The sequence below is a fragment of the Nosocomiicoccus ampullae genome, assembly GCF_019357495.1.
Taxonomy (GTDB): domain Bacteria; phylum Bacillota; class Bacilli; order Staphylococcales; family Salinicoccaceae; genus Nosocomiicoccus; species Nosocomiicoccus ampullae.
This window is the reverse complement of record NZ_CP079110.1, coordinates 1510545-1534920: the sequence shown is the minus strand read 5'-3', so window position 1 is coordinate 1534920 and position 24376 is coordinate 1510545. Positions and strand designations below refer to the sequence as shown.

The window sequence follows — 24376 nt, the reverse complement described above, 5'->3', positions numbered from 1 at the left end:
TGAAGCAAGAAAAAATAATGATTTTGTGAGAATGAAAGAAATATTAAAAATGATACCGAGTAATTTACGGGAGAAAAATAAATATTTACATACACATTGTGTATATCATGAAGCACTTATTGACTATGAAGAAAATAATAAAATAAGTGCTTATGAAAAGTTAAATGGTATTCAGTATGAATTAGAAAATGATAGTCATTCTACACTTTTACTTTCTGAAATACATTTAGCACTCGGAGTGTTGTCTTTAGAATTAAATTTAGATGCGTTTAAACATTTTAAGAAGTCGAGTGAACTACTTAGCGCAGTGACTGAAACAAAATATAATTTTGAAAGAATCGTTAAAGTGCGTTGTAACTTAGCTGCAACGTATTGTAGAAGACAATTATTTCATTTAGTGAATAGAGAATTAAATCAAGCAACAGCATTATTAAAACAGTTTGAGTCGACATATTTTAAGTTAGAAATCGAGTATGCACGATTACTGTTTTATATTAATACAGATCATAAGAATACTAAAAAGCAGTATCAATATATTCTTTATCTTTTAGATGACTATCCAAATAAAAAAGTCAAACAAAATCTAAGAAATATTCGTATTTGAATAATTAAAAAATAAAACTCTAAATATTTGTAACGTTCGATTATAATCAATTTAAATTATTCATTTTAAAAGGAGAGATTGTTATGAGAATGTTGCTATTAGCTACTACATTTATCGTTTCATTAGATCAATTACACTGCTTGTGTCCAGAATTTATTCTGTAAGTATTTTGGAGGATGTATTTATGAAAAATTTACATGCTCGCTTAAAATTATGTGACGAACTAGAACTAAGAAAGCAGAAGAGTGATTGCGTGGAGTATAGGGATTACTGTGATTATTGTATCGACATTATTAGAAGTGGAATTAGTAGTTTATACATAGAAGTATTTCAGTTTTTAGAGATGGATGAAGAAATTACAGATTCTCACATTAAAGAAGTCGATCTAATTATCTCGATGTATGAAGAGATAGAATTGATGTTAAAAGATAATAGTGAACTATACAATCGTTATAAACATCAGCTGTTTACAGGATTTACAGATTATTTATGTGAAAGCTATTATTTATTTTTAAAAAGAAATAATAAAATATCAATTCCACGACATCCAGGTAAAACGAAATCGCTAAAAGAGTATCGAAAATTTTTAAATCGCTTTAAAACCTCGATAATTCAAAAAAGTTTAATTTAAAAAAAGAAGAGACAACTGTCTCTTCTTTTTTAGTAATCACCTTTGTTACTTAAGTCAACTACTTCCTCATCTTCAGATTGGACGCGTGCCTTACTATCGTGAGGAATATATAGAACATATTGATCGGCATCCATTGCTTTACTAAACGCTTCCTCTTCATGTTGATTTAATTGTAAATCTTCAGTCGCACGTTCTTCTCCGTCTTTATCGGTAAATAGAGACTCAAATTTTTGCCATAAGTTTCCTTCTCCCATACGAATATCTACATCATGCTCACGTGTAAATTCTGTTGGTGGAGAATGTTTTGAGAAGAGGATGATTCGTCTTTCATCAATACCTTCATGTCCTAGTTGTTGAACTCTTTTACTGACATTACCAATATCATCAAATACTTCGAAAATACCTTTTTGTTCCATTATAGAACACCTCGTTTGAAAATAGTCATACTTAATATGTACCCTAAATCATTTCTTATAAACTAAAGTGAATAAATACATAAAAAATTTAGATAATTTAAAATATTTAGCTTAAGAAATTATATACTTTAAATACGTTAAAGACTGGTCTATAATAGTACTAATCAATTTTAGGAGGCTAATTAAATGTGGGAAAACAAATTTACTAAAGAAGGATTGACATTTGACGACGTATTACTTATGCCAGCACATTCAGAGATTCTACCAAGAGAAGTAGATACAAGTGTACAACTGACTGAAAAGATTAAGCTTGGTATTCCGATTGTTTCTGCAGGAATGGATACCGTAACAGAGTCACAAATGGCGATTGCGATTGCACGCCAAGGTGGATTAGGTGTAATTCACAAAAACATGTCAATCGAAGCACAATGCGAAGAAGTTGAAAAAGTTAAACGTTCAGAAAACGGCGTAATTACTGATCCATTCTTCTTAACAAAAGAAGAAAAAGTATTCGCAGCTGAACATTTAATGGGTAAATATCGTATTTCAGGTGTTCCAATTGTAAATAATCCAGAAGAGAAAAAACTTATTGGCATCCTAACAAATCGTGACTTACGTTTCATTAAAGACTATTCTGTAGTCATTGATGACGTAATGACTAAAGAAAACCTCGTTACTGCACCAGAAGGTACAACTTTAGAAGACGCAAAAAACATACTCCAAAATCATCGTATTGAAAAGTTACCAATTGTAAATGAAAATTATGAATTAAAAGGCCTTATTACTATCAAGGATATTGAAAAGGTAATTGAATTCCCAAGTGCAGCAAAAGATGAACAAGGTCGTTTACTTGTAGCAGCAGCTGTAGGTATTTCTAGAGATACAGATAAACGTATTGAAGAATTAGTTAAAGCTGGTGTAGATGCTTTAGTTATCGACACAGCACATGGGCACTCTGCGGGCGTATTAAAAGCAATTAAAAAAATTGTTGATGAGTATCCTGAAGTTGAAGTTATCGCAGGTAACGTTGCAACAGCTGAAGGTACACGCGCACTAATTGAAGCGGGTGTAGATGCTGTTAAAGTTGGTATTGGACCTGGATCTATTTGTACAACACGTGTGGTTACAGGTGTTGGTGTACCACAAATTACAGCAATTTACGACTGTGCAACAGAAGCACGTAAACATGGTAAATCAATTATTGCTGATGGTGGTATTAAATTATCAGGAGATATCGTTAAAGCACTAGCTGCAGGAGGACACGCGGTAATGCTTGGTAGCTTACTTGCCGGAACAACAGAATCTCCAGGTGATGTTGAATTATTCCAAGGACGTCGTTATAAGACATATCGTGGAATGGGTTCACTTGGTGCAATGGAGCAAGGTTCAAGTGATCGCTACTTCCAAGATGAAAAAGAAGCGACTAAATATGTTCCTGAAGGTATTGAAGGACGTACAGAGTACAAAGGACCAGTACAAGACACAATCTATCAATTAATGGGTGGACTTCGTTCAGGTATGGGTTATACAGGATCTAAAGATCTTAAAGCTTTAAGAGAAGAAAGTAGATTTACTCGCATTACAGCAGCAGGACTCATTGAAAGTCACCCACATAACGTCCAAGTTACTAAAGAAGCTCCGAACTACTCTATTTAAGAGAGAGGCTATAAATTTATGGAAATGGCAAAAGAACAAGAACTTATTATTGTAATCGATTATGGTAGTCAATATAACATGCTTTTAACGCGTCGTATCCGCGATTTAGGCGTATATAGTGAACTCCGTAATCCAAGTATTACTTTAGAAGAAATTAAAGAATTAAACCCAAAAGGTATTGTATTATCAGGTGGTCCAAAATCAGTATATGAAGACGATGCATACACTGTCGATAAAGGTATTTTTGATTTAGGAATTCCTGTACTCGGTGTCACTTATGGTATGCAGTTAATCGCGTATAATAATGGTGGAGAAGTAAAACCATTAGACAACGCATTTTCAGGTACTGATACAATCGAACTTGATAATTCTAACCGTCTATTTAAAGGTTTAGACAAAGAAGTCAATGTTGCGATGAGTTACCATGACGAAGTTGCGTCAATTGGTGATGATTATGAAATCATCGGTAGCACGAAAGATTCAAAATACGCAGCAATTCAGCATAAATCAAAACCAATTTATGGTATTCAGTTCCACCCAGAGTCAAAATCAACAGATAACGGCGACACATTCATCGAAAACTTCGTAAGAGATATTTGTGAGTGTCACGGTGAATGGACAATGGGTAACTTTATCGACATCGAAGTTGAGAAAATCCGTGAAGAAGTCGGCGATAAAAAAGTAATTTGTGCAATGAGTGGTGGGGTAGACTCATCAGTTGTAGCAGTACTTATGCAAAAGGCGATTGGCGACAACTTAACATGTATCTTTGTAGACCACGGTTTACTTCGTAAAGGTGAAGCAGAAATGGTGATGGAAGCGTTCGGTAAAGGATTTAACATTAATATCGTTAAAGTCGACGCAAAAGACCGTTTCTTAGGAAAATTAAAAGGTGTTTCTGATCCAGAACAAAAACGTAAAATTATTGGTAATGAATTTATTTACGTATTTGATGACGAAGCGGCAAAACTTAAAGAAATCGACTACCTTGCACAAGGTACAATTTACTCAGATGTCGTTGAATCAGGATCTGAAACTTCAGAAACAATTAAATCACACCATAACGTTGGTGGATTACCAGAAGATATGGAATTTAAATTAATCGAGCCAATCTCAACACTATTTAAAGACGAAGTACGTCAATTAGGTCTTGAGTTAGGTATTCCTGAAGAACTTGTATGGCGTCAACCATTCCCAGGACCAGGTTTAGGAATTCGTGTCCTTGGAGAAGTGACAGAAGAAAAATTAGAAATCGTTCGTGAAACAGACTATATTTTACGCGATGAAATTCAGAAAGCTGGTTTAAATAAGAGTATTTGGCAATACTTTACAATATTACCAGGCATCCGATCAGTCGGTGTAAAAGATGATAAAAGAACGTACGACTACACAGTAGGAATTCGTGCAGTACACAGTGTAGACGGAATGTCATCAGACTTTGCGAAAATCGACTGGGATGTACTTGAAAAGATTTCAAAACGTATGGTTAAAGAAGTTAAAAATGTAAACCGTGTCGTATATGACATTACTAGCAAACCACCCGCAACAATTGAGTGGGAATAATAAATACTACCCCTTCATACTTACATAACTAGGTATGAAGGGGATTTTTTTGTAAAAATTTTAAGAAGAGATAAAAAAAGAGTCTGTTTTTCAACGAAAACAGACTTCTTAAGTAATTTATTATCTTTGACTTAGTTTAAAAAATAAAATTGAAACACCCTTGATAACTATAAAACTTATAACGATTAAGATAAATAGTTCTAAAGAAAAATATAATAAATGATTACCCGTAAATTCTATCGTTTTATTGTTCAGAGCAATCACTAAAGATACTACAAATGAAATCAGTAAAATGAACCAATTACCTTCAAAAAATTTCACGTTACTAGCCCTCACTTTCTGTTTTAAATATAACCTCTAGTTTCGTAGAAGTCATCAAAGAGACTATAATTACCTCCTAAGTTTTCAAAATCTGTAGCTATTCCATAAAGTGTTAATTCAGTGATAATTACAGCTTCAACACCTCATCTTCTTTGGATAAAGATTCTAAAAAGGTAACCATTACATTCACGTGTTCTCCTAATTTAGTGTATTTTAACCATAGCATAGAAAATTTGGAAAATAAAAATGAAGCTTTATTTTGCACCTTTCAAGAGAAAAGAAATTCAATTCATGAAAAAGTTTACAAGGAAAAATTAAAAGAACTGTTAGAAATTTTAACTGAAAATCATGTAAGTGAAATAATATATTATCAATATAAAAATATGAAGACCGTAGCTTAGCTGTGGTCTTTTTGTGTATTATATTTTATTAAAATAAATATAAAAATAAATTTTTATTTATTTATAAATGTTATAATAAAGTATAAATATAATATTTATGAAAAGGGGTATCCGTATGAAGTTTTGTAAAAACTGTGGTCACGAGCTTCGTGAGAATGCGAAAGTGTGTACGAACTGTGGTACACCGGTTGAACAAATGGCAGATAACACACCTGAGGAAACAGCTATACATAACGAGACTACAAATAATGAAGTTAATAACGACACGACATCTCAAGCAGTATCTACAAGATCTACAGAAAAAACACCTAAGAAAAAGCCTAATAAGAAGAACATGATAATCGGTGGAATTATCCTTTTATTAATTGCGGTACTATTGATAGCGTATTTTGTACTGAAATCAATGGCATCACCAGACGATAAAATCGATGGAGTTATTGAAGCGGTTAAAAAAGATGATGTCGGTAAATTACAGTCAGCACTGAATAATGAGATTAGTGATACAGAAGCAAAAGCATACTTTGCTTATATTGATGATGTTATCGGTAAAGATAATTATAGAAAGAGTGCTGAAAAGGTTAAGCGTCAAGTAGAAGCGTATAACGAAGGTGATATTATAGACGGTGATATTAAATTATTGAACATCGAGGCATCTGGTAAAAAGTGGTTACTATTTGATGATTACACATTAGAAATTCCAAAGTATAAAGTAGAAATTGAGCCAAATGGGCTAACTTCTAACGTAAAAGCGTTTAAATATAAAGAAGGTAAAAATGATGTAGAGTGGGAAGTCGGTAAAGATTTCGCAGAATTAATTCCTGGGAAATACTCAATTGATGGTGTATCGACATTAAGTAATGATACAACAGCACCGGCAACAATCAAAACAACGTTTGAAAATGGTTTAAACGAAGATGGTAAAGTATTTGCTGAGTTAGAGGGTGACTTTTACTTTATTAAATTAATTAATGAAACATTAATTTCAAACTATAGTTTAAATGAAGAAGAACGTGCAGCTTTTGAAAAAGCAGTATACAAATTAAACGGTAAAGATGTAAAACTTGAGAATACTGAAGATGGCGAATTATTATATGGCCCACTTCTTTATGATGAGGAATACGAGTTAACAGGAAGTACAAAACTCCATGGGGCAACAATTAAACTAAAGCCATTGAAATTTAATGTAAATGCAGATACCATTGACGAAAGTGGAGACGGCTATGACGAAGAAGAAAACATCGTCTCATACAAAATAGAATTTAACAAAGATGCAATTAAAGACGCACAAGAAACGAAAGAGAAAAAAGATCGTGCAGAACAAAACTATAAAGAGTTCAAAGATAATGCACGAGATGAAATTGAATCTTTCTTATATCAATATGTTTATGCATTAGAAGATATGTATGATGTGTTTGATTATAGTGAAGTCGATGAATTCATTGCTGATGGTAGTCAAGTTGAAGGTACGTTAAAAAATAACGTAAGCAACAAAAACTTTGCTAACATGTATATTTACAACATCAAGTTTAGTCACTTTACTGAAGATGGTGATAATTATACAATTCGTATGAGATCAACACGTAATCATGATGATATTAAATCATCTGCAACATTCTTAACAGAATATCATTTAACATACTTAAAAGATGAAGGCCGTCTTGTCATTACGAACTTTGTAGACTTATAATTAAAAAAACCGCTTAAATCATATGATTTAGGCGGTTTTTTATTAGAAATTATAAAAATCCGTTAACGGACTATTTAAGAAATCGATAACAGGTTCAGATAGGATTTCTAAAGATAACATACTTACGATGACAAGCCCAATTCCTATTGCTAGAAAATGTAAAATTGAAATGTATAACTTGTCTAAGCCAACAGATTTGTTTTCTGAGTTAATTAGAAATACGTAAAGTGGTGTAAATACAAGTACAATTAATCCAAATAACATAAAGAATGCATATAATTGGAAACTACCTAATAACGCAAATAGTAATGAAATAATGTTTAATGTTACTGAAATAATAAACACACTTGAATATTGATTTAGTAATGTTTTAGCGTCGATCGTTTTGTTGAAAATCATAGATAACGCAAGTCCTACAGCATATAATACTGATAAGTATAGTGAGATTACTATAAATAATCGTATAAGTACCCCAAAGAATGGGAAAGAGCTAAACATATGCATATGTGCAGAACCATAGAGTGATGATAACATTCCAGTAAATACAAGTGAATTAATAAGTACAAAAACTGCGAGTGCAAAAATAGTTATAGTTGGGCTATAAAGTCTAGCATTTAAAGCCGTGTGCGTTGGTGACTTGAATGTATCTTTTATAAAATTCAACGTATCTTTAAAGAAACCATTTACTTTTTCGTTTTGTACAGATTGGTGATGTGTATTGTGATTTACTGGACGTGTTTGTTGATTGGCATTATCTGAATGAATATGATGATCTGGTTGTTGGTTTGAGTCTTCGTTAATATGTTGAGACTGATTTACTTTAGAAGGTTCTTCATTTTTTTTGCCTGCGTTTGAATTATTTGGAACAAAAGTTTCTTTGCTACTTAAACTTGAAACATCGGCACCACATTCACCACAAAATTTATCACCTTGGAAAATTTGAGCATTACATTTTGGACAGTGCATTTTAAAATCTCCTTTCATTTAAATATTACTTATTAAAGTATAACAAAACCTATTTTAAAATCAATTTCATATTTTAGTATTACTTTACATTTTATATGATAGACTATATTAAAATAATTATTTTTTAGAAAGGAATTGAAATAATAATGAAGTTTTGCAAAAAATGTGGTCAAGAACTAAGAGAAAATGTAAAAGTTTGTACAAACTGTGGTGCACTAGTAGATTCTAATAGTAATGGCAAATCCGAAACTAAAAGTGTTCCAGATCAGGCAAGTAAAAAGCCAATAGATCCAAAAATTCAAAAACGTAATAAATTAATTGGAATTATTGTTGGAGCAGTACTTGTAGTAATTATAGCGTTATATTTATTAGGGAGTAACTTATCATCACCAGAACGTACTGTCGACAAAATCGTTGAAGCAGTAGAAAATAATGATGTGAGTAAATTAAAATCGGCAATTGATACAGACATTTCTGATGATGAAGCTAATGCTTACTTTGTATTTATTAATGATAAACACGGTAAAAAAGAATTTTTAAAAGATGTAGATCAATTAAAAAAAGATTTCAATCAATTTAATAGTGGTAAAATTAATAATGGTACGCTAGAACTGTTATCTGTGAATAATGATGGAAAAAAGTGGTTGCTATTTGATAACTACACATTTGAAATTCCTAAATATCAAGTAAAAGTGCTTGAAACTGACTCAGAAAATAATTTATTAAGTAATATAAAAGAATTTAAATATACAATGGACGGTAAAGAAAGAGTCTTTAAAGGTGAGGATACGTTTGCCGAACTTATTCCTGGAATATATGAATTTGAAGGAACTGCAATATTAGAAAATGATGTAGAAGCAACTGCGAGAATTGTTCCAAAATATAGTTCTTATGATGGAAATATGGTTCCAGCTAAATTTATAGGAGATTTTTATTTTGTTGAACTTAGAAATGATTATGGTTATATACCATATGAATCTATATTAAAGTCATTTGAAAAACCAACCATCCAACTTAATGGAAATGAAATTGAGGTCCAAAACAAAGAAGGTAATAAAGATAGGTTTATTATAGGTCCTCTTGCTTATGGGAAAGAATATGAGCTTAATGCAATAGTCGAACATGATGGTGAGAAAATTGAAGCAGAGCCAATTAAATTTAATTTTGATGAGAATAGTATTGAAGACTCAAAAACTTATGACACTAGAGATACAGTAGCTTTACAACTAAAATATGAAGATGATATTAAAAATGCAATCGAAAAAGAAAAGAAAAAAGAAGAGAATGAGAGAAATCATGAAAAATTTGAAGCAGATAAGCGAGGGGAAATCGAATCGTTTATTAGAAATTTCCAATATGCCTTAGAAGAAATGTATGATGTATCTGATTATGCTGAAGTAGAAGATTTCGTCAAAAAAGATAGTGAGATGGAAAAAGCACTTAAAAAGAATATTGAAAGTGGAAACTTTAAAAATATGAGTATTATCCCAGATAAATTTAGTCACTTTGAAGATAAGGGGGATAATAAATACTCAATTCGTTTAAGATCAGATATCAAGCATGATGGCTTGGATACTAGACAAGAGTTTACAACAGGTTATGATCTTATTTATGATAAAAAACAAGGTGGTTTAAAAATAACAAACTATCAGGACCTATAATAAGAACTGTAGACAGAAATGTCTACAGTTTTTTAATATATATGAATAATTTAACCTATTAATAAGAGGTGATTATTTGAGACTTTGACATGAAGATTTAATTTCAAAATTACCACGACAACAACTACTAGGGTAGCATAGAGAATGTGCGGCACTTAGAGGGAATGGTTGAAGGAAACCGCAAAGTACAGTAAATTATGTATTTAACTATAATCCGTATTTATTATTTAAAAGAAAAAATTAGAAATTGAATAGGAGAGATTCGATGAACATCGGTTTAATTGGTGCAGGTGCGATTGGACGATTTTTATTAAACCATATGAAAAGTCAAGATAACCTACATGTCACAAGTATTCTTGTAAGAGATGAAGAAAAGTATCATTACTTAGTAGATGAGTATAATGTAGAGTTGTATACGAATCTCAATGATTTTTTAAAATCGAATATCGATATCGTTGTAGAAGCAGCAAATGTTGAAGCAGTTAAATATTATCTAAAAGATGTACTAAATATAAAAGATATGATGGTAATTAGTATTGGCGCATTTAGTGACACTTCTCTATTAGAGGATGTAAAAGAAAACCAGCACAAACTATATTTACCTTCAGGTGCTGTTGGTGGCTTGGATTTAATACAAAACGTAAAAACACTAGAACATCTAAATAGTGTGACACTTACAACGACAAAACCAGCTGCGTCACTTCTAGATGATGAGGTATCAGAACCGACTGTTGTATTCGAAGGCGTAGCAAAAGATGCGATCGATAAATTTCCAAAAAATATGAACGTATCGATTATTTTATCGTTAGCTGGATTAGGGATAGATGAAACGAAAGTTCGACTTATTGCAGACCCTAATGCGACTAAAAATACACATCACGTCAAAATTGAAGGAGAATTTGGCGAAGCGACAATTGAAATTAAAAATAACCCGTTAAAAGAGAATCCGAAAACGAGTGCACTTGCAGCATTAAGTGTGTTAAGTACGTTAGAACGTATAGAAAATAATATTATTATCGGATAAAAAAATCAGGCACTTAAAAGTGCCTGATTTTTTATTTTAAAAGTTTTGATTATCTAATATATCTCGAACAATTAAGTCTACCATTGACTCTACACCATCATGATTTAAGTGAATACCATCTGGTTCAAAGTATTCAACATGCCCTTCTGATGCGTTGTACCAATTGATGACTGTCACGTTTTTATACTCTTTTTCAGCAGCAATCATTTTCTTATTTACGCTATTTTGCCAGTCTCTTGGAACACGTGTTGTAACAAGATAAATATTTGCTTCATCGAATACTTTAATGAATTCTTCCAGCTGTTCTTTTGAGAAGTCACCGTTTGTTCCGAGTTCTAAGATGATATTTTCATCTTTTTTATTAAAGTGTTGATACTTATTCTTTGAAAGATCTACAGCTTCATACATTTGACGGCCAACTTCACCGTTAATAACAGCATTTGGGATACGGGATTGAATTTGACTTCCGATATTTACTAGTAGTGAGTCTCCAATAAATAAAGGAGATGATTCCTGTAAAAACTCATCTGCAAGCTCTTGAGCTTTTTTCTCTTGTTCTTCCTGTTCTTCTTTTTCCGCTTTTTCTTTTGCGATTCTTTCTTTTTCATCGATAAATTCTTTATGATGTTTTTTAACATCTTTAGCAATTTCATTCGGTGTACTTGTAAATAATGTACCGTTCTCTGTGTTAAATGTAGACTGTTTATTAACATCTTCATGTAAATGATCGAAAAAACCAAATAACGTGATGAGTAATCCAGTGATTAAAATTACACTTATAGATGATTTAACGATGAATGCACGACTCGTATTAAATGAAGGTTTAAAGAAGTTAAACCCTTGTTTACGAATTGGTGTTTCTACAAATCTAAATGATAACTCTGCAGCAATACACGTAAGTACAACTTGTAAAACAATGATGTGAAGGGGTATTTGCCCCGCAACATAGTGCATATTCATAAAGACGATAATCGGATAATGCCATAGGTATAAACTATATGAACGTGTTCCAATCCATAACATAATAGGATTAGATAATGCATGGCCAAGTTTTGACGTTGGGTGTACGCTTGCAGCAATCGCTGGAAGCGTTAATAGTGTGACAAGGAATAGTCCACCTGCATATAACCAGTTTGAATAATCTTTTGTAAAAATCATAAACAAGATGAGTATTATTAATGATGTTACACCTGTAATATCGATAATTCTTTGATATCTTTTTGGGGTTTCTGTTTTTAAGTTAAATGGCGGCCATACGAATGCAAGTAACACACCAAGTAAAATCGTATGCGCACGTGTATCTGTTCCAAAGTAGACGCGTGAGTTATCCATATTTGGCACCATGAAATAGATCATTAAACCTAAAGAAACCATTGTTATACCGATAATAATATACGGTATGTATTTATGAAGCTTCTTTACTTTAAGTAGAAACAAGAAAATAACCGGCCAAATGATGTAAAATTGCTCCTCAATCGCAAGACTCCATAGATGCATTAAAGGCTTCGGTTCACCAGCTTCAAAGTAACTGGTTTCCTCAAATATATACCACCAGTTTGATACATAAAAAAATGCTGCGATTGAATCGTGTTTAATTGTTTTAATAATTTGTGGTTCAAAAAACAGCGTATATAAAATGACAACACTAATTAAGAAAAATACTGCAGGAATTAAACGCTTAATACGGCGAATCCAAAAAGCGCCTAAATCAATCGTTCCTTTTGATTGATATTCATGGATAAGTAAACTTGTAATTAAATAACCTGAAATTACGAAAAAAGTATCTACTCCTAGAAATCCACCGGGCAACCAAAGTGGATTTAAGTGATAAATAATAATCGCAATAACAGCTACTGCACGTAGACCATCAAGTCCAGTTAAATATCGTTTAGGTTTGAGAGAAAAAGGAAAAAACTTTGGCATAACCTACATGTGCCTTTCTTTTTAAGAGTTTGATATTATTACATCATAATATTAAATGTTACCGAATGATTTCAAAAATTACAATCGAAATACAGAGAAGTATTTAATAGTTTTGTTAAATTTTAATATACATAATTATTATATTAAAATATTAATAATAGTTTTAAATTTGCGAAGGTGTATAGTCATGATACTAATTATGGGATTTTTACTTGGTTCAGCATTTGGGTTTGTTTTACATCGCTCCAAGTATAGTGTAAGTCTTAGTTTCGAGCATCTTGTAGTTGACCGAGATTTTACTTACTTTTTTGTATTAATGTTGACGATTTCACTTCAAAGCATCGGTGTCTCGTTACTTCATTATTTTAATTTAATTACGGTTTTGAATGAGCAATTCTCGGTACTTGCGACCGCACTTGGATCTTTTATATTTGGAGTCGGGATACGAATTGCGTATGGATGTACATTATCGTATATACGAGCGGGTGAGGGTTATACAGACGGTATTATTAACTTAGCAATGTTTTTAATTGTTGCCGGTATGACACGATACGGATTACTTCAACCTGTTTCAAAATTTTTAAAACAATTTTTTGTTGTCGAATCAGATATACCGACAACTTTAGGTATATCCGGAATCAAAGTATCAGTTATGTTGACTGTTATTTCAATCATATTCATTATCATTTCATTTAAAAGATATCACTTATCAAATAAAGAAAAGACGAAATATTATTTAGTTGCAATTTCTATTGCTATAATTGCACTAATTGGTTGGTTGATTGGTGATATTAGTGGAACTGGTCGAAGCATTGAAGTCGCAGGACCGACGAGTAAAATAATGGAGTTTTTAATGACCGGAGATTTTAGTTACATTAGTTGGAAAGAGTTATTTGTTATTGGAATTTTAGTCAGTGCATTTTTTTCAACTAAAATTAAAGGACAGTTTTATTGGCATAAAATTACAAATTTGAATACACAGCGTGCAGTAATTGGCGGTGCTTTAATGGGATTTGGTGCGATTGTCGCAGAAGGATGTGCAGTCGGTAACGTGCTTGTATCTACAGCAGCACTTTCATGGCGCGGATTTGTGTCTATGATTTTTATGATGTTCGGAGTTCAAATAATGACTATAATAAGAACTAAGCAGGAAAGTAATTAAGGGAGAGATTACATGTTTAATCAAGAAGAAACAGTAGAATTTTTAAAAGAATTACTTAGTATAAATAGTCCAACAGGTTACACAAAAGAAGTTATCGACTTTTTAAGAAAAGAAATAGAAGCGGTTGGTGTAGAGACTACAACGACACCTAAAGGAAATTTAATTGCATATATTGAAGGTGAAGACACATCTGTGACACGTGCATTATCTGGTCACGTTGATACGTTAGGTCTAATGGTACGTTCAATCAATAATGACGGTACGTTAAATTTAACAAAACTTGGAGGACCATTAACACCAACGTTAGATGGTGAGTATTGTGATATTATTACGAGAAATGGTGATGTTTATACAGGTACGATTTTATCAAAATCACCATCGATCCATGTATTTAAAGATGCTTCTAAAAAAGAAAGAGACATTGATAATTTAGTTGTAAAAATTGATGAACATGTTTCGTCTAAAGAAGATGTTGACAGAAAACTTAATATTCAAAACGGAGACATTGTCGCTTATGATCCGAAAACTGTTGTTACAAAATCTGGATTTATAAAATCAAGATTTTTAGATGATAAGGCTTCTGTCGCTGTACTCGTTCATTTAATTAAAGCGATTAAAGCAGGTAACGTAACACCAAAGACAAATTTACAATTTATTTTTACAGTATATGAAGAAGTCGGACATGGTGCAGCTTACTTACCTGAAGAAGTGACTGAATTGCTCGCAGTAGATATGGGTTGTATTGGTGAAGACTTAGACTGTACAGAATTTGACGTCAGCATTTGTGCGAAAGATTCATCAGGTCCTTATGATTACGATATGATTTCTAATTTAGTTGAATATGCTAAAGATGAAGACCTCGATTATGCTGTCGATATTTACCCAATGTATGGGAGTGACGCGAGTGCAGCACTAAGTGGTGGATCGAATATTAAAGCAGCATTAATCGGGCCAGGAGTTGCGAATAGTCACGGTATGGAACGTACACACATCGATGCGCTACTTAATACGTATAAATTACTTGTTAAATATATTGAAAATTAACTATGGCTAAAATTAAATGGCATAAAACAGTCGATATTTCTGCTCCAATTGAAGATATATTTCATCTATTTAATGTAGAAAATTTTAGTCAAATAAAGCCAGAGTTTAAAAATGTTCAAGTTGTACGTGAAACAAATGAAAAGATTGGTAGTAAGTATAAAGTGACGCACGAAGAACAAGGTAAAACGATTGAATATATCGTTCATTTAGATGATTTTAAAAATAGTGAGACGTCTAAAATGATGCGCTTTTCTTATACGATTAGTCGATTTTTTGAAAAAGATATACAATATAATTTGATGAAGAAATCACAAGATGAAACGACACTCATATATAGTGGTGAGATGCGAGGTAAATACGTAATTGGTAATATGATATTAAAATTATTATCAAAATCTCATCACGATAAAAGTATTGAAGCATTATTAACGAGAATACAAAATATATATAAGAAATAGAATAATAAAGAAAATCGTACAGAGAAATTATTATCTCTGTACGATTTTTTAAATTATTTTTTCAAGAAGTAGGAATATTATTTAAATTTTTTAGAATTTAATCCGTAGTAATAAGCGGCTGCGACGAATAATAGCCCGCCGACGATATTACCGAGAATAACAGGTACTGCGTTATAGATTAGGTCAAACCAAGTTGTTCCATTTGAGAAAGCACTAGCACTTAAAAAGAAAAAATTCGCGACACTGTGTTGGAATCCTAAAATAACAAATATCGCAACTGGAATGTAAATAACAACTGCTTTTCCTGCAGCGTCTTTAGCACCTGTACTCATCCAAACAGCAGCACCAACGAGCCAGTTACATCCAATTGCTGAAAAGAACATAGAAATGTAACTTCCGTTCAACTTTCCTTCAGCGACACTAATCGCTACAGATGGATCAAATGTCCCAGCAATTTTTCCTAAACATAGCGCAACAAACAGTGCACCAATGAAATTCCAAAATAAAATAGTACCGATATTTTTGGCATAATCTAAAATAGTAATATGTTTAGCAAATAATGATGTTCCGACGACCATCATGTTACCTGTTGCGAGTTCACCTCCGCCAATGAGTATAATGATGAGACCGACTGGGAATAGTAGTCCTCCGATAAGAGGACCAAATCCGGCAAGTTCACCTTGAAATAATTCAATGGCTCTTAAAAAGGCAAGTGCACCTAGAGAGATAAGTGCGCCACCTAAAAATCCTAAAATCATTTTTTCTTGAAACGATCTGTTTACTTTTTTAATACCATTTTCGATAGCCTTATCTAAGACTTCTTCTGGCGATAACATAATAACCCTTCTTACTTAAAATTTTTTGATTTAATTTAAATCTATATTGTTTGGATTTACCAATTCGTAGTCTTTGTCACGTAGCCCTAAAATGATGTTAGAAATTGCATCTCTTGTCCATTCACGGTCATGCATGAGAAGATTGGCACCGTTACTGAGTAGTTCAGTATTTACCATGATGTCTTCAAGCGCATCTTTATTTTGATATTCAGCTTCAAAATCGTAACCGTATGTCCAGTTCATAAACTGCATACCTTCATCTTCAACAATTTTTGCAGACGCTTCAGTGTTAATACCAAATGGTGCACGGAAAAACCGAGGTTTTTCACCTGTAATTTCTTCGACAAGTGCATTCGTCTCTTTAATTTCATATTCTGTTTCTTCATACGATAACGTGTCTAGGTACGGATGTGTTTGTGTGTGATTTCCAATTTCAAAACCGAGGTCGTAGATTTCTTTTAATCGATTTTTTCCTTCTTCAGATTCTAAGTACATACCATTCACAAAGAAAATCGCAGACACATCATGTTCTTTTAAAGTATGTGCGATGTCTACTGCATATTGGTCTGGGGCATCGTCAAAAGTTAGTAATGCCACTTGAGGATTTGTGTCTTCATTTTTAGGTAAAATTTGAAAAGTAGTTGGATCCACATAATATTCTGGGGTTTTTTCTTCTTTTTGTTCAGTTAAATTCTCTTCATTGTTAACGTTTTGTTCTGAGGTGTCGTTATTTTCATCGTTCGAACATGCAGATAAAGTAAACAAGGCAATAATTGTTATACATAAATATTTTCTCATATACCCTCTTCACCTCTAACTTTTAGTATATAATATAATTATATAAGATTTTGATAAAATTATCACATTTGTTTGAAAGATTAGTATAATAATAAGTAAATATTTATAGGAGTGGATTTAATGAGTAAAGAAGCTTTATTAATCGTAGACATGAGTAACGACTTTGTAGACTTAGAGGGCCCATTAAATGTTGGTGAAGCAGGACTTGCGATTGTACCTTACATTAGAGACTTAGCAGATAAGTTTTTAAAAGATGATAAATACGTTGTTATTTCTATGGACGATCACGCACCAGATGATAAGCACTTCGATTCTTGGCCCGTACATAACGTTACAAGAAGTAAAGGACAAGAATTATACGGAGAGTTAAAAGAATGGTACGACGAAAATAAAGATAATGACCATATTATCTACTCTATGAAAGAGAATTATAATGCTTTTTTCAAAACAGGATTAGAAGATGAACTACGTAAACGCGATGTTGATACAGTGCATATCGTCGGTGTTGCGACTGATATTTGTGTATTTTTAACAGCATCAGGTGCAGATGCTTATGGATTTAAAACAGTCATTCATAAACGAGGTGTTGCAACGTTTACAGATCAACAAGAATCAGGACTCGAGCATATGCAGCGCTGTTTTCATTCAGAAATCATAGAATAATTCATGATATAATTAAAGTGAATAAACAGATTTTAAAATGGAGCGTTGTTTAGTATGAAAAGAATAATTGGACTTTTAACAGTCACGTTACTCTTAGCGAGTTGTACAGGAAATAACGGTATTAACAATACAGATAATACTGATAACGGTAAAACGAGTAAAGCACCAGAAGAAACTGAAGAAAAGACTGAAGATGTTGTAGAAAAGACACCACTCATTACTGAGGATGATGTATTTACTGAAGGCTCAATAGAACAACTTGTAAATCCTGCATACCCTTTACCAGAAACATATGAACCAGAGGACCTAGAGTATGTAGACTTATTAAGTACTCAAGATACTTATTTAAGAAGTGAAGCTAACGCAGCACTTAGAGAGTTATTTGAAGCAGCAAGTGACGAAGGGTTAGAGCTTTACGCAGTGAGTGGTTACCGCTCATACGTTACTCAAGAAGGGCTTTATAATAATTACGTCAATCAACACGGTCAAGAAGAAGCTGATCGTTTTAGTGCAAAACCAGGGACAAGTGAACATCAAACAGGACTTGTAATGGATGTGAGTAGTGAAAGTGCGTACTTCGGGTTAAGTGAGAGTTTTGAAGAAACACCTGAAGGAGAGTTTGTAAAAAATAATGCACATAAATATGGGTTTATTGTGAGATATTTAGAAGGAAAAGAAGATATCACAGGTTATATGTACGAACCTTGGCATATCCGCTATTTAGGAAAAGAATTGGCACAAGACGTGCATGATAGCGGGTTAACGTATGAGGAGTATATAGAATCAAATAATATTTCTATTACACCAGTGAGTGAAGTAGAATAAGTGAACATTTTTTAAGATTCAATTCATATGTATGGATTGAATTTTTTTATTACACTAGGAAATCACTTTCAATAAGTCAACATATTATTTAATAAAATTAAAAATGTCGAACTTTTTTTATATGAAGCGTTGAATAATTCGTATTTATTCGATACATTTTAGAAAAGATGAGAAATAAGGATGAAGGAGTATGACTCATGGAAATTAAGCAGTTTTCTGAAGATGCGTTAACGATTTACCTTGGTGACACTGTTGATGTTGAGACAAACCAAAAATTAATGCTTTTAAAGTCATTAATTGAAACGTGGAAGCTTAAAGGGGTTAAAGAAATTGTACCATCCTATACGTCGCTAACAGTTCACTTTGATATTTTAAATACAAATGTAAATACGTTAAAAAAGAAATTAAGAGAAGTAGATAGTGACTCACTCGATGCTTCAGAGTTGTCATATAAAGTCGTTGAAATTCCGGTGTGCTATGGTGGTGAATATGGTCCAGACGTTGAGCGTTTTGAATCAGAAGAATTTACTGTAGAAGACTTAATCAAGTTACATTCAGGCAAGGAGTATCATATTTTTATGCTTGGATTTATGCCAGGTTTTCCATTCCTTGGCGGGCTAGACGAAAAGCTATTTAAAGATCGATTAGATAATCCAAGAACAAATATTCCTGGAGGTTCTGTAGGAATAGGTGGAGAACAAACGGGAGTGTATCCGTTTGATAGTCCAGGGGGATGGAATATTATCGGACGGACACCAGTGCCGTTATACGATAAACGTCGTAAAGATCCAATTCTTTATGAAGCGGGAGATCGCATTGTATTTCGCTCAATCAGTGAGGGAGAATACGACACAATTACAGAAGCGTATAATAATGGTGTATACAAAGCGAAAGTGACAGAAAGGGGTAGTGAAATTGGGAATTAAAATTATTCATCCTGGTATTTATACGACAATTCAAGATGAAGGCCGTTTTGGTTATGAATCACTCGGGTTCTCACCAGCAGGCGCAATGGATTATGAAAGTTATTACTTAGCCAATCAACTTATTGGGAATGATTTAAACACACCTGTGTTAGAGATGACTCTTAAAGGTGCTAAATTCCAAGTAACAAGTAATGTTACAATCGGTACAGCGGGTGCGGATATGCCACTACTTATTAACGATGAAGAATATAAAGTTGGCGCTGCAATCGACCTCATCAAAGGAGACGTTGTAGAGTTTGGTGTTGCGCGTAAAGGTGTTCGTACATACGTTGCATTTTTAGGTGGATTTGATATTAAACCAGAGCTCGGAAGTTATTCTACACACTCTAGAAGTAAAATCGGTGGGGTTGGACGTCCTTTACAGCCATTTGACGTTGTTGATTTAAATGGTGGACTTGCGCGTCATGGCTATAAAGTTGTGACAAAGGATATCGATACTTCAAATGTCATTCGAGTTGTTAAAGGCCAGCAGTACGATTATTTTGATGAGAAAAACTTAGATAACTTTTTCCATAGTGAGTATACAGTATCTAAAGATAGTGACCGTATGGGATATCGTTTAGATGGTGAATCTGTAGAAGCAGAAAGTCACGATATTATTAGTGAAACAATTCTTTTTGGAAGCATCCAAATTCCAAAAAATGGTAAGCCAATTATTTTACTTTCAGATCGCCAAACTGCAGGAGGTTACACGAAAATCGCAACGGTTGCGAAAGTTGACATTCAAAAAATTGCACAAAAGAAACCTGGAGATAAGATTCAATTTAAACTCATTGAGGTTGAAGAAGCAGTAGAACTATATAAAGAACATCTACGTGCAATTAAAAATAAGGAATTTATCGGTACAACAAAAGAATTTAGTAACGTGAGACGACCAGTATCAGAACGTATTCACACATTAATCGGAGGTAATTCTTAATGGATATTAATACAGTAAAAGAACTAATTCAATTATTAAATGAAGAAAATTTATCAGTATTAAAAATTGAAAGTGACGACATTAAAGTACACTTAGAAAGAGATACGAGTACATCAAAAGGAAGTACTCAGTCAGTCGTGAGACCTACTCAATCTACTGAAAGTAAAGCTACAAACAAGCCAGCGGATCCTTCTAAGTATAAAGAAATTACTGCACCACAAATAGGTACGTTCTATACGAGAAAAGATGATCACAGTAGTGAGAACTTTATTCAAGTTGGAGATCGTATTGAAGCCGGAGATCAAATTGGTTATATTGAAGCAATGAAAATGTTTAACGATTTAAAATCAGACGTTTCTGGAATTGTAAGAGAAATTGTCGTTGCAAATGGAGAAGACGTAGAGTTCGGAGAAGTACTCGTTCTAGTAGAGCCGGAGGGTAATTAGTATGAGAAAAGTATTAATTGCAAACCGCGGTGAAATTGCAGTACGTATTATTCGTACTTTAAAAGAAATGAATATGACAAGTGTTGCAGTCTATTCAACTGCTGATAAAGACGCACTTCACGTCGCTATTGCGAACGAAGCATATGCAATTGGGGGCCCAAGAAGTATTGATAGCTACTTAAATATCGATGCGATTTTAACAGCGGCAGAACTATCAGGTGCTGACGCGATTCACCCAGGGTACGGATTTCTAGCAGAATCTGTAGAGTTCGCAAGACGTGTAGAAGAAGCTGGATTTATATTCATTGGACCAACTGCGGATATGATGGAAAAAATGGGTAATAAATCTGTTGCACGTGAAACGATGGCAAGTGTTGGAGTTCCTGTTATCCCAGGGAGTGACGGAATCATCGACTCAGCCGACGACGTGAAGCAAATCGCCAAAACACATAATTATCCACTCGTTATAAAAGCAGTTTCTGGTGGTGGAGGTAAAGGTATGCGTTTTGCTTATAGTGATAAAGACGTCGATAAGTTATATTACGATGCGAAAAATGAAGCCAAAAATGCCTTTAATGATGATAGACTCTACGTTGAAAAATTTATCGAAAAAGCAAGACATATTGAAGTCCAAGTCATAGGCGATGGTAAAGGTGACGCGGTTCATTTATATGAAAGAGACTGTTCGATTCAGCGTAATAACCAAAAACTATTAGAAGAAGCACCTGCAGCAATCTTGTCAGATGAAGAACGTAAATACATTACTGAAACAACACGAGACGCAATGAAAAAGTTAAAATATCGTGGTGCAGGAACAGTTGAATATTTATATGTCGAAGAAGAGAAAAAGTTTTACTTCATCGAAATGAATACACGTGTTCAAGTTGAACATACGATTACTGAAGAAGTGACAGATAAAGACATTATAAAAGCACAAATTATGGTGGCTTACGACGGTGAAATTGGCTTTACCCAAGATGATGTTGTATTAAATGGTCATGCGATTGAAGCGCGTATTAACGCTGAAGATCCAATGCATAACTTTAGACCGTCACCAGGTAAAATTGAACACCTTCATTTTGGACTTGGGCGTAATGTGCGTATTGACTCACATCTATACACAGGATATTCAATTCCACCGTATTATGACTCAATGGTCGCAAAACTAGTCGTAAGAGATAAAGACCGTGCATCAGCACTTGCGAAACTAAAACTTGTTATCGGTGAAACTGTAATTGAACCGATTAAAACAAATTTAGATTTCCAATTTTTCTTACTATCACATCAAAAAGTGATTGCGAATGATTACGATATTAAATTTATTTACGAAGAAAATATTATCGATACGGAGTGATAATAATGACGTTAAGTGTTGACGTAAATGCCGATTTAGGAGAAAGTTTTGGTAATTATATTATTGGAAATGACAAAAAGATTATTCCGTTAATTTCATCAGCAAACGTCGCATGTGGATTTCACGCAAGCGATCCAAAAGTAATGTTAGAGACAGTCAAACTAATTAAAGAATCCGGAGCTGGACTCGGTGCACATCCAGGGTTCCCAGACAAAGAAGGATTTGGACGTAGATATATGGACTGTACAAACGAAGAAATTTATAGTATGGTATTGTATCAACTTTCTGCACTTGACGGTATCGCGAGAACAGTTGGTGTTGAAATGAACCACGTTAAACCACATGGTGCATTATACAACGCAACATTTACTGACGAGAATCTTGCACGAGTAATCGCACAAGCAGTTAAAGACTTCAACCCAAACTTAAAATTGATGGGGTTATCAGAAAATAATCTCGTAAAAGCAGGAGAAGAAATAGGTTTAGAAGTTGTTCACGAAGTATTTTTAGATCGTGCATATGAAAACGACGGAACTCTTGTGTCTAGACGTAAAGAAGGTGCGATGATTACCGATAGTAAACTCGCAGTTGAACGCGGTATTCGTATGATAACAGAAGGAAAAGTTGAAACAATCGATGGTCAAGATATCGATATTAAAGCAGATAGTATCTGTGTCCATGGTGATGGAGAAAAAGCATTACAATTTGTAAAAGAAATTAAAAAAGCTTTAGAAGCGAAAGGAATTGAAGTCAAAAAAATGTAATAACTCAGAGGGAGTGAAATTATGCAAAATGAAAAACAAAAATTAACCGCTGCACAGCGTAGGCTACTATTTGGTGCAGTATTCTTAATGGCCACGTCTTCGATTGGTCCAGCATTCTTAACACAAACGACCGTTTTTACCGAACAGTTTTTAGCGAGTTTTGGATTCGCAATTTTAATATCAATCATCATTGATATTGGTGCACAATCAAACATATGGCGTGTCTTATCAATCAGTGGAAAACGCGGACAAGATGTAGCGAACGAAGTATTTCGTGGCTTAGGAACTTTTGTTTCTATTCTAATAGTTCTTGGAGGATTTGCATTTAACATCGGTAACGTTGCGGGTGCAGGACTCGGATTTAATGCAATATTTGGCTGGGATGTTCGCATTGGTGCAGCGATTACTGGAATATTTGCGATTATCATTTTTCTAATTAAAAATGGTCGTGCCGTTATGGACATCGTGACACAATTTCTCGGTGTACTAATGATTTTAATCGTATTATTCGTTGCGATTAAATCAAAACCAGATCTCGGTGAAGCGGCGCTTCGAACAATCGTTCCAGAAGAACCTCTCTCAATGTTATTACCAATCGTTACTATTGTTGGTGGATCAGTTGGTGGCTATATTACCTTTGCAGGTGCGCACCGTTTAATTGAAGCTGGTATGACTGGTAAAGAAAATTTACGTTTTGTATCTAAAGCAGCAAACTACGGAATTATTACAACAGGCGTGATGCGTACGTTACTATTCTTAGCAGTACTCGGTGTACTTGCTCAAGGAGCAGTATTAGATCCAGATAACCCACCAGCATCAGTATTCCAATTTGCGCTTGGTGACGTTGGACAAAAAGTTTTCGGTGTTGTACTACTCGCTGCAGCACTATCATCAGTAATTGGTGCGGCATATACGAGTGCAAGCTTCTTACGTGGATTTGGAAAAGTGTTTGATAAGTACAATAACCTCTTCATTGTAGCGTTTATTTTAGCCTCAACGATTGTTTTTGTATTTATTGGTAAACCTGTTACACTACTTATATTAGCAGGTGCATTCAACGGTTTAATTTTACCAATAATACTTGGCGCGATACTGCTTGCATCTAGAAAAAAGAGTATCGTTGGAGATTACAAACATCCAGTAACTTGGATTATATTTGGAATTGTAGCAGTTATTGTTACTGCAGTAGCAGGTGTACTATCACTTGAAGGTCTTGCACAACTTTGGAATGAATAAAGTATTATAAACTAGAAAAGAGAGAATATTTA

General features: G+C 33.5%; 23 protein-coding genes. 18 read left to right on the top strand and 5 right to left on the bottom strand.

Annotated elements, in window-relative coordinates; translation table 11 throughout:
* Positions 1-31: 31 nt before the first annotated feature.
* On the top strand, positions 32-604 hold the full coding sequence (locus KPF49_RS07925) for a hypothetical protein (protein WP_183672878.1): 573 nt from the start codon (positions 32-34) through the stop codon (positions 602-604).
* A 184-nt stretch (positions 605-788) separates the two neighbouring features.
* Positions 789-1235: a hypothetical protein gene (locus KPF49_RS07920; RefSeq protein WP_183672877.1), complete on the top strand. Its 447-nt coding sequence runs from the start codon at positions 789-791 to the stop codon at positions 1233-1235.
* A 29-nt stretch (positions 1236-1264) separates the two neighbouring features.
* On the opposite strand, the gene KPF49_RS07915 is transcribed toward KPF49_RS07920, so the two are convergent.
* Entirely contained in the window at positions 1265-1651 is a 387-nt protein-coding gene (locus KPF49_RS07915) for a general stress protein (RefSeq protein WP_183672876.1), read from the bottom strand.
* A gap of 186 nt (positions 1652-1837) precedes the next feature.
* Here KPF49_RS07915 and guaB point away from each other — a divergent pair, with 186 nt between their 5' ends.
* The 3 genes from guaB (at position 1838) to KPF49_RS07900 (ending at position 7279) form a co-directional block, all read left to right on the top strand.
* Complete coding sequence (gene guaB, locus KPF49_RS07910; RefSeq protein ID WP_183672875.1) at positions 1838-3307, top strand: IMP dehydrogenase; 1470 nt, start codon at positions 1838-1840, stop codon at positions 3305-3307.
* A gap of 18 nt (positions 3308-3325) precedes the next feature.
* Positions 3326-4870, top strand: coding sequence for a glutamine-hydrolyzing GMP synthase (guaA, locus tag KPF49_RS07905; protein ID WP_246562738.1), 1545 nt, complete (start codon positions 3326-3328; stop codon positions 4868-4870).
* A gap of 837 nt (positions 4871-5707) precedes the next feature.
* Positions 5708-7279, top strand: a complete 1572-nt coding sequence (locus tag KPF49_RS07900; RefSeq protein ID WP_183672872.1) for a TcaA second domain-containing protein — start codon at positions 5708-5710, stop codon at positions 7277-7279.
* A gap of 42 nt (positions 7280-7321) precedes the next feature.
* On the opposite strand, the gene KPF49_RS07895 is transcribed toward KPF49_RS07900, so the two are convergent.
* Positions 7322-8245 (bottom strand): zinc ribbon domain-containing protein, encoded by a 924-nt coding sequence (locus KPF49_RS07895; protein ID WP_183672871.1) that lies wholly within the window; start codon positions 8243-8245, stop codon positions 7322-7324.
* 146 nt (positions 8246-8391) lie between these two features.
* Here KPF49_RS07895 and KPF49_RS07890 point away from each other — a divergent pair, with 146 nt between their 5' ends.
* Positions 8392-9906: a TcaA second domain-containing protein gene (locus tag KPF49_RS07890; RefSeq protein ID WP_183672870.1), complete on the top strand. Its 1515-nt coding sequence runs from the start codon at positions 8392-8394 to the stop codon at positions 9904-9906.
* A 265-nt stretch (positions 9907-10171) separates the two neighbouring features.
* Entirely contained in the window at positions 10172-10930 is a 759-nt protein-coding gene (gene nadX / locus KPF49_RS07885) for an aspartate dehydrogenase (RefSeq protein WP_183672869.1), read from the top strand.
* A 36-nt stretch (positions 10931-10966) separates the two neighbouring features.
* Here nadX and KPF49_RS07880 read toward each other — a convergent pair whose 3' ends face one another.
* Complete coding sequence (locus KPF49_RS07880) at positions 10967-12853, bottom strand: acyltransferase family protein (protein WP_183672868.1); 1887 nt, start codon at positions 12851-12853, stop codon at positions 10967-10969.
* Between the two features lie 187 nt (positions 12854-13040).
* Here KPF49_RS07880 and KPF49_RS07875 point away from each other — a divergent pair, with 187 nt between their 5' ends.
* From KPF49_RS07875 to KPF49_RS07865, 3 genes are read left to right on the top strand one after another with little or no spacing between them, the layout of a single operon-like run.
* Complete coding sequence (locus KPF49_RS07875) at positions 13041-14015, top strand: YeeE/YedE family protein (RefSeq protein ID WP_183672867.1); 975 nt, start codon at positions 13041-13043, stop codon at positions 14013-14015.
* Between the two features lie 12 nt (positions 14016-14027).
* Positions 14028-15059: a M42 family metallopeptidase gene (locus KPF49_RS07870; RefSeq protein ID WP_183672866.1), complete on the top strand. Its 1032-nt coding sequence runs from the start codon at positions 14028-14030 to the stop codon at positions 15057-15059.
* A 2-nt stretch (positions 15060-15061) separates the two neighbouring features.
* Complete coding sequence (locus KPF49_RS07865) at positions 15062-15517, top strand: SRPBCC family protein (protein WP_183672865.1); 456 nt, start codon at positions 15062-15064, stop codon at positions 15515-15517.
* A 77-nt stretch (positions 15518-15594) separates the two neighbouring features.
* On the opposite strand, the gene KPF49_RS07860 is transcribed toward KPF49_RS07865, so the two are convergent.
* Both KPF49_RS07860 and KPF49_RS07855 read right to left on the bottom strand, forming a co-directional pair.
* Complete coding sequence (locus tag KPF49_RS07860) at positions 15595-16353, bottom strand: formate/nitrite transporter family protein (protein ID WP_183672864.1); 759 nt, start codon at positions 16351-16353, stop codon at positions 15595-15597.
* A gap of 30 nt (positions 16354-16383) precedes the next feature.
* Positions 16384-17151: a polysaccharide deacetylase family protein gene (locus tag KPF49_RS07855; protein WP_183672863.1), complete on the bottom strand. Its 768-nt coding sequence runs from the start codon at positions 17149-17151 to the stop codon at positions 16384-16386.
* Positions 17152-17271: 120 nt separating this feature from the next.
* Here KPF49_RS07855 and KPF49_RS07850 point away from each other — a divergent pair, with 120 nt between their 5' ends.
* The 8 genes from KPF49_RS07850 to KPF49_RS07815 all read left to right on the top strand — a co-directional run bounded on the left by KPF49_RS07850 (position 17272) and on the right by KPF49_RS07815 (position 24344).
* Positions 17272-17814, top strand: coding sequence for a cysteine hydrolase family protein (locus KPF49_RS07850; RefSeq protein ID WP_183672862.1), 543 nt, complete (start codon positions 17272-17274; stop codon positions 17812-17814).
* A 54-nt stretch (positions 17815-17868) separates the two neighbouring features.
* Positions 17869-18639: a M15 family metallopeptidase gene (locus KPF49_RS07845; protein WP_183672861.1), complete on the top strand. Its 771-nt coding sequence runs from the start codon at positions 17869-17871 to the stop codon at positions 18637-18639.
* Between the two features lie 197 nt (positions 18640-18836).
* Positions 18837-19565: a 5-oxoprolinase subunit PxpB gene (gene pxpB, locus KPF49_RS07840; protein ID WP_183672860.1), complete on the top strand. Its 729-nt coding sequence runs from the start codon at positions 18837-18839 to the stop codon at positions 19563-19565.
* Positions 19555-20544, top strand: coding sequence for a 5-oxoprolinase subunit C family protein (locus KPF49_RS07835; protein WP_183672859.1), 990 nt, complete (start codon positions 19555-19557; stop codon positions 20542-20544). The genes pxpB and KPF49_RS07835 overlap by 11 nt, the downstream gene beginning before the upstream one ends.
* A complete protein-coding gene (locus KPF49_RS07830) occupies positions 20544-20990 on the top strand; it encodes an acetyl-CoA carboxylase biotin carboxyl carrier protein (protein ID WP_183672858.1) in 447 nt (148 codons plus the stop codon). Before KPF49_RS07835 ends, KPF49_RS07830 begins: the two co-directional genes overlap by 1 nt.
* 1 nt (position 20991) lies before the next feature.
* Positions 20992-22344: an acetyl-CoA carboxylase biotin carboxylase subunit gene (locus tag KPF49_RS07825; protein ID WP_183672857.1), complete on the top strand. Its 1353-nt coding sequence runs from the start codon at positions 20992-20994 to the stop codon at positions 22342-22344.
* A gap of 5 nt (positions 22345-22349) precedes the next feature.
* Positions 22350-23108, top strand: coding sequence for a LamB/YcsF family protein (locus tag KPF49_RS07820; RefSeq protein ID WP_183672856.1), 759 nt, complete (start codon positions 22350-22352; stop codon positions 23106-23108).
* Positions 23109-23129: 21 nt separating this feature from the next.
* Positions 23130-24344 (top strand): NRAMP family divalent metal transporter, encoded by a 1215-nt coding sequence (locus tag KPF49_RS07815; protein ID WP_183672855.1) that lies wholly within the window; start codon positions 23130-23132, stop codon positions 24342-24344.
* Positions 24345-24376 lie beyond the last annotated feature (32 nt).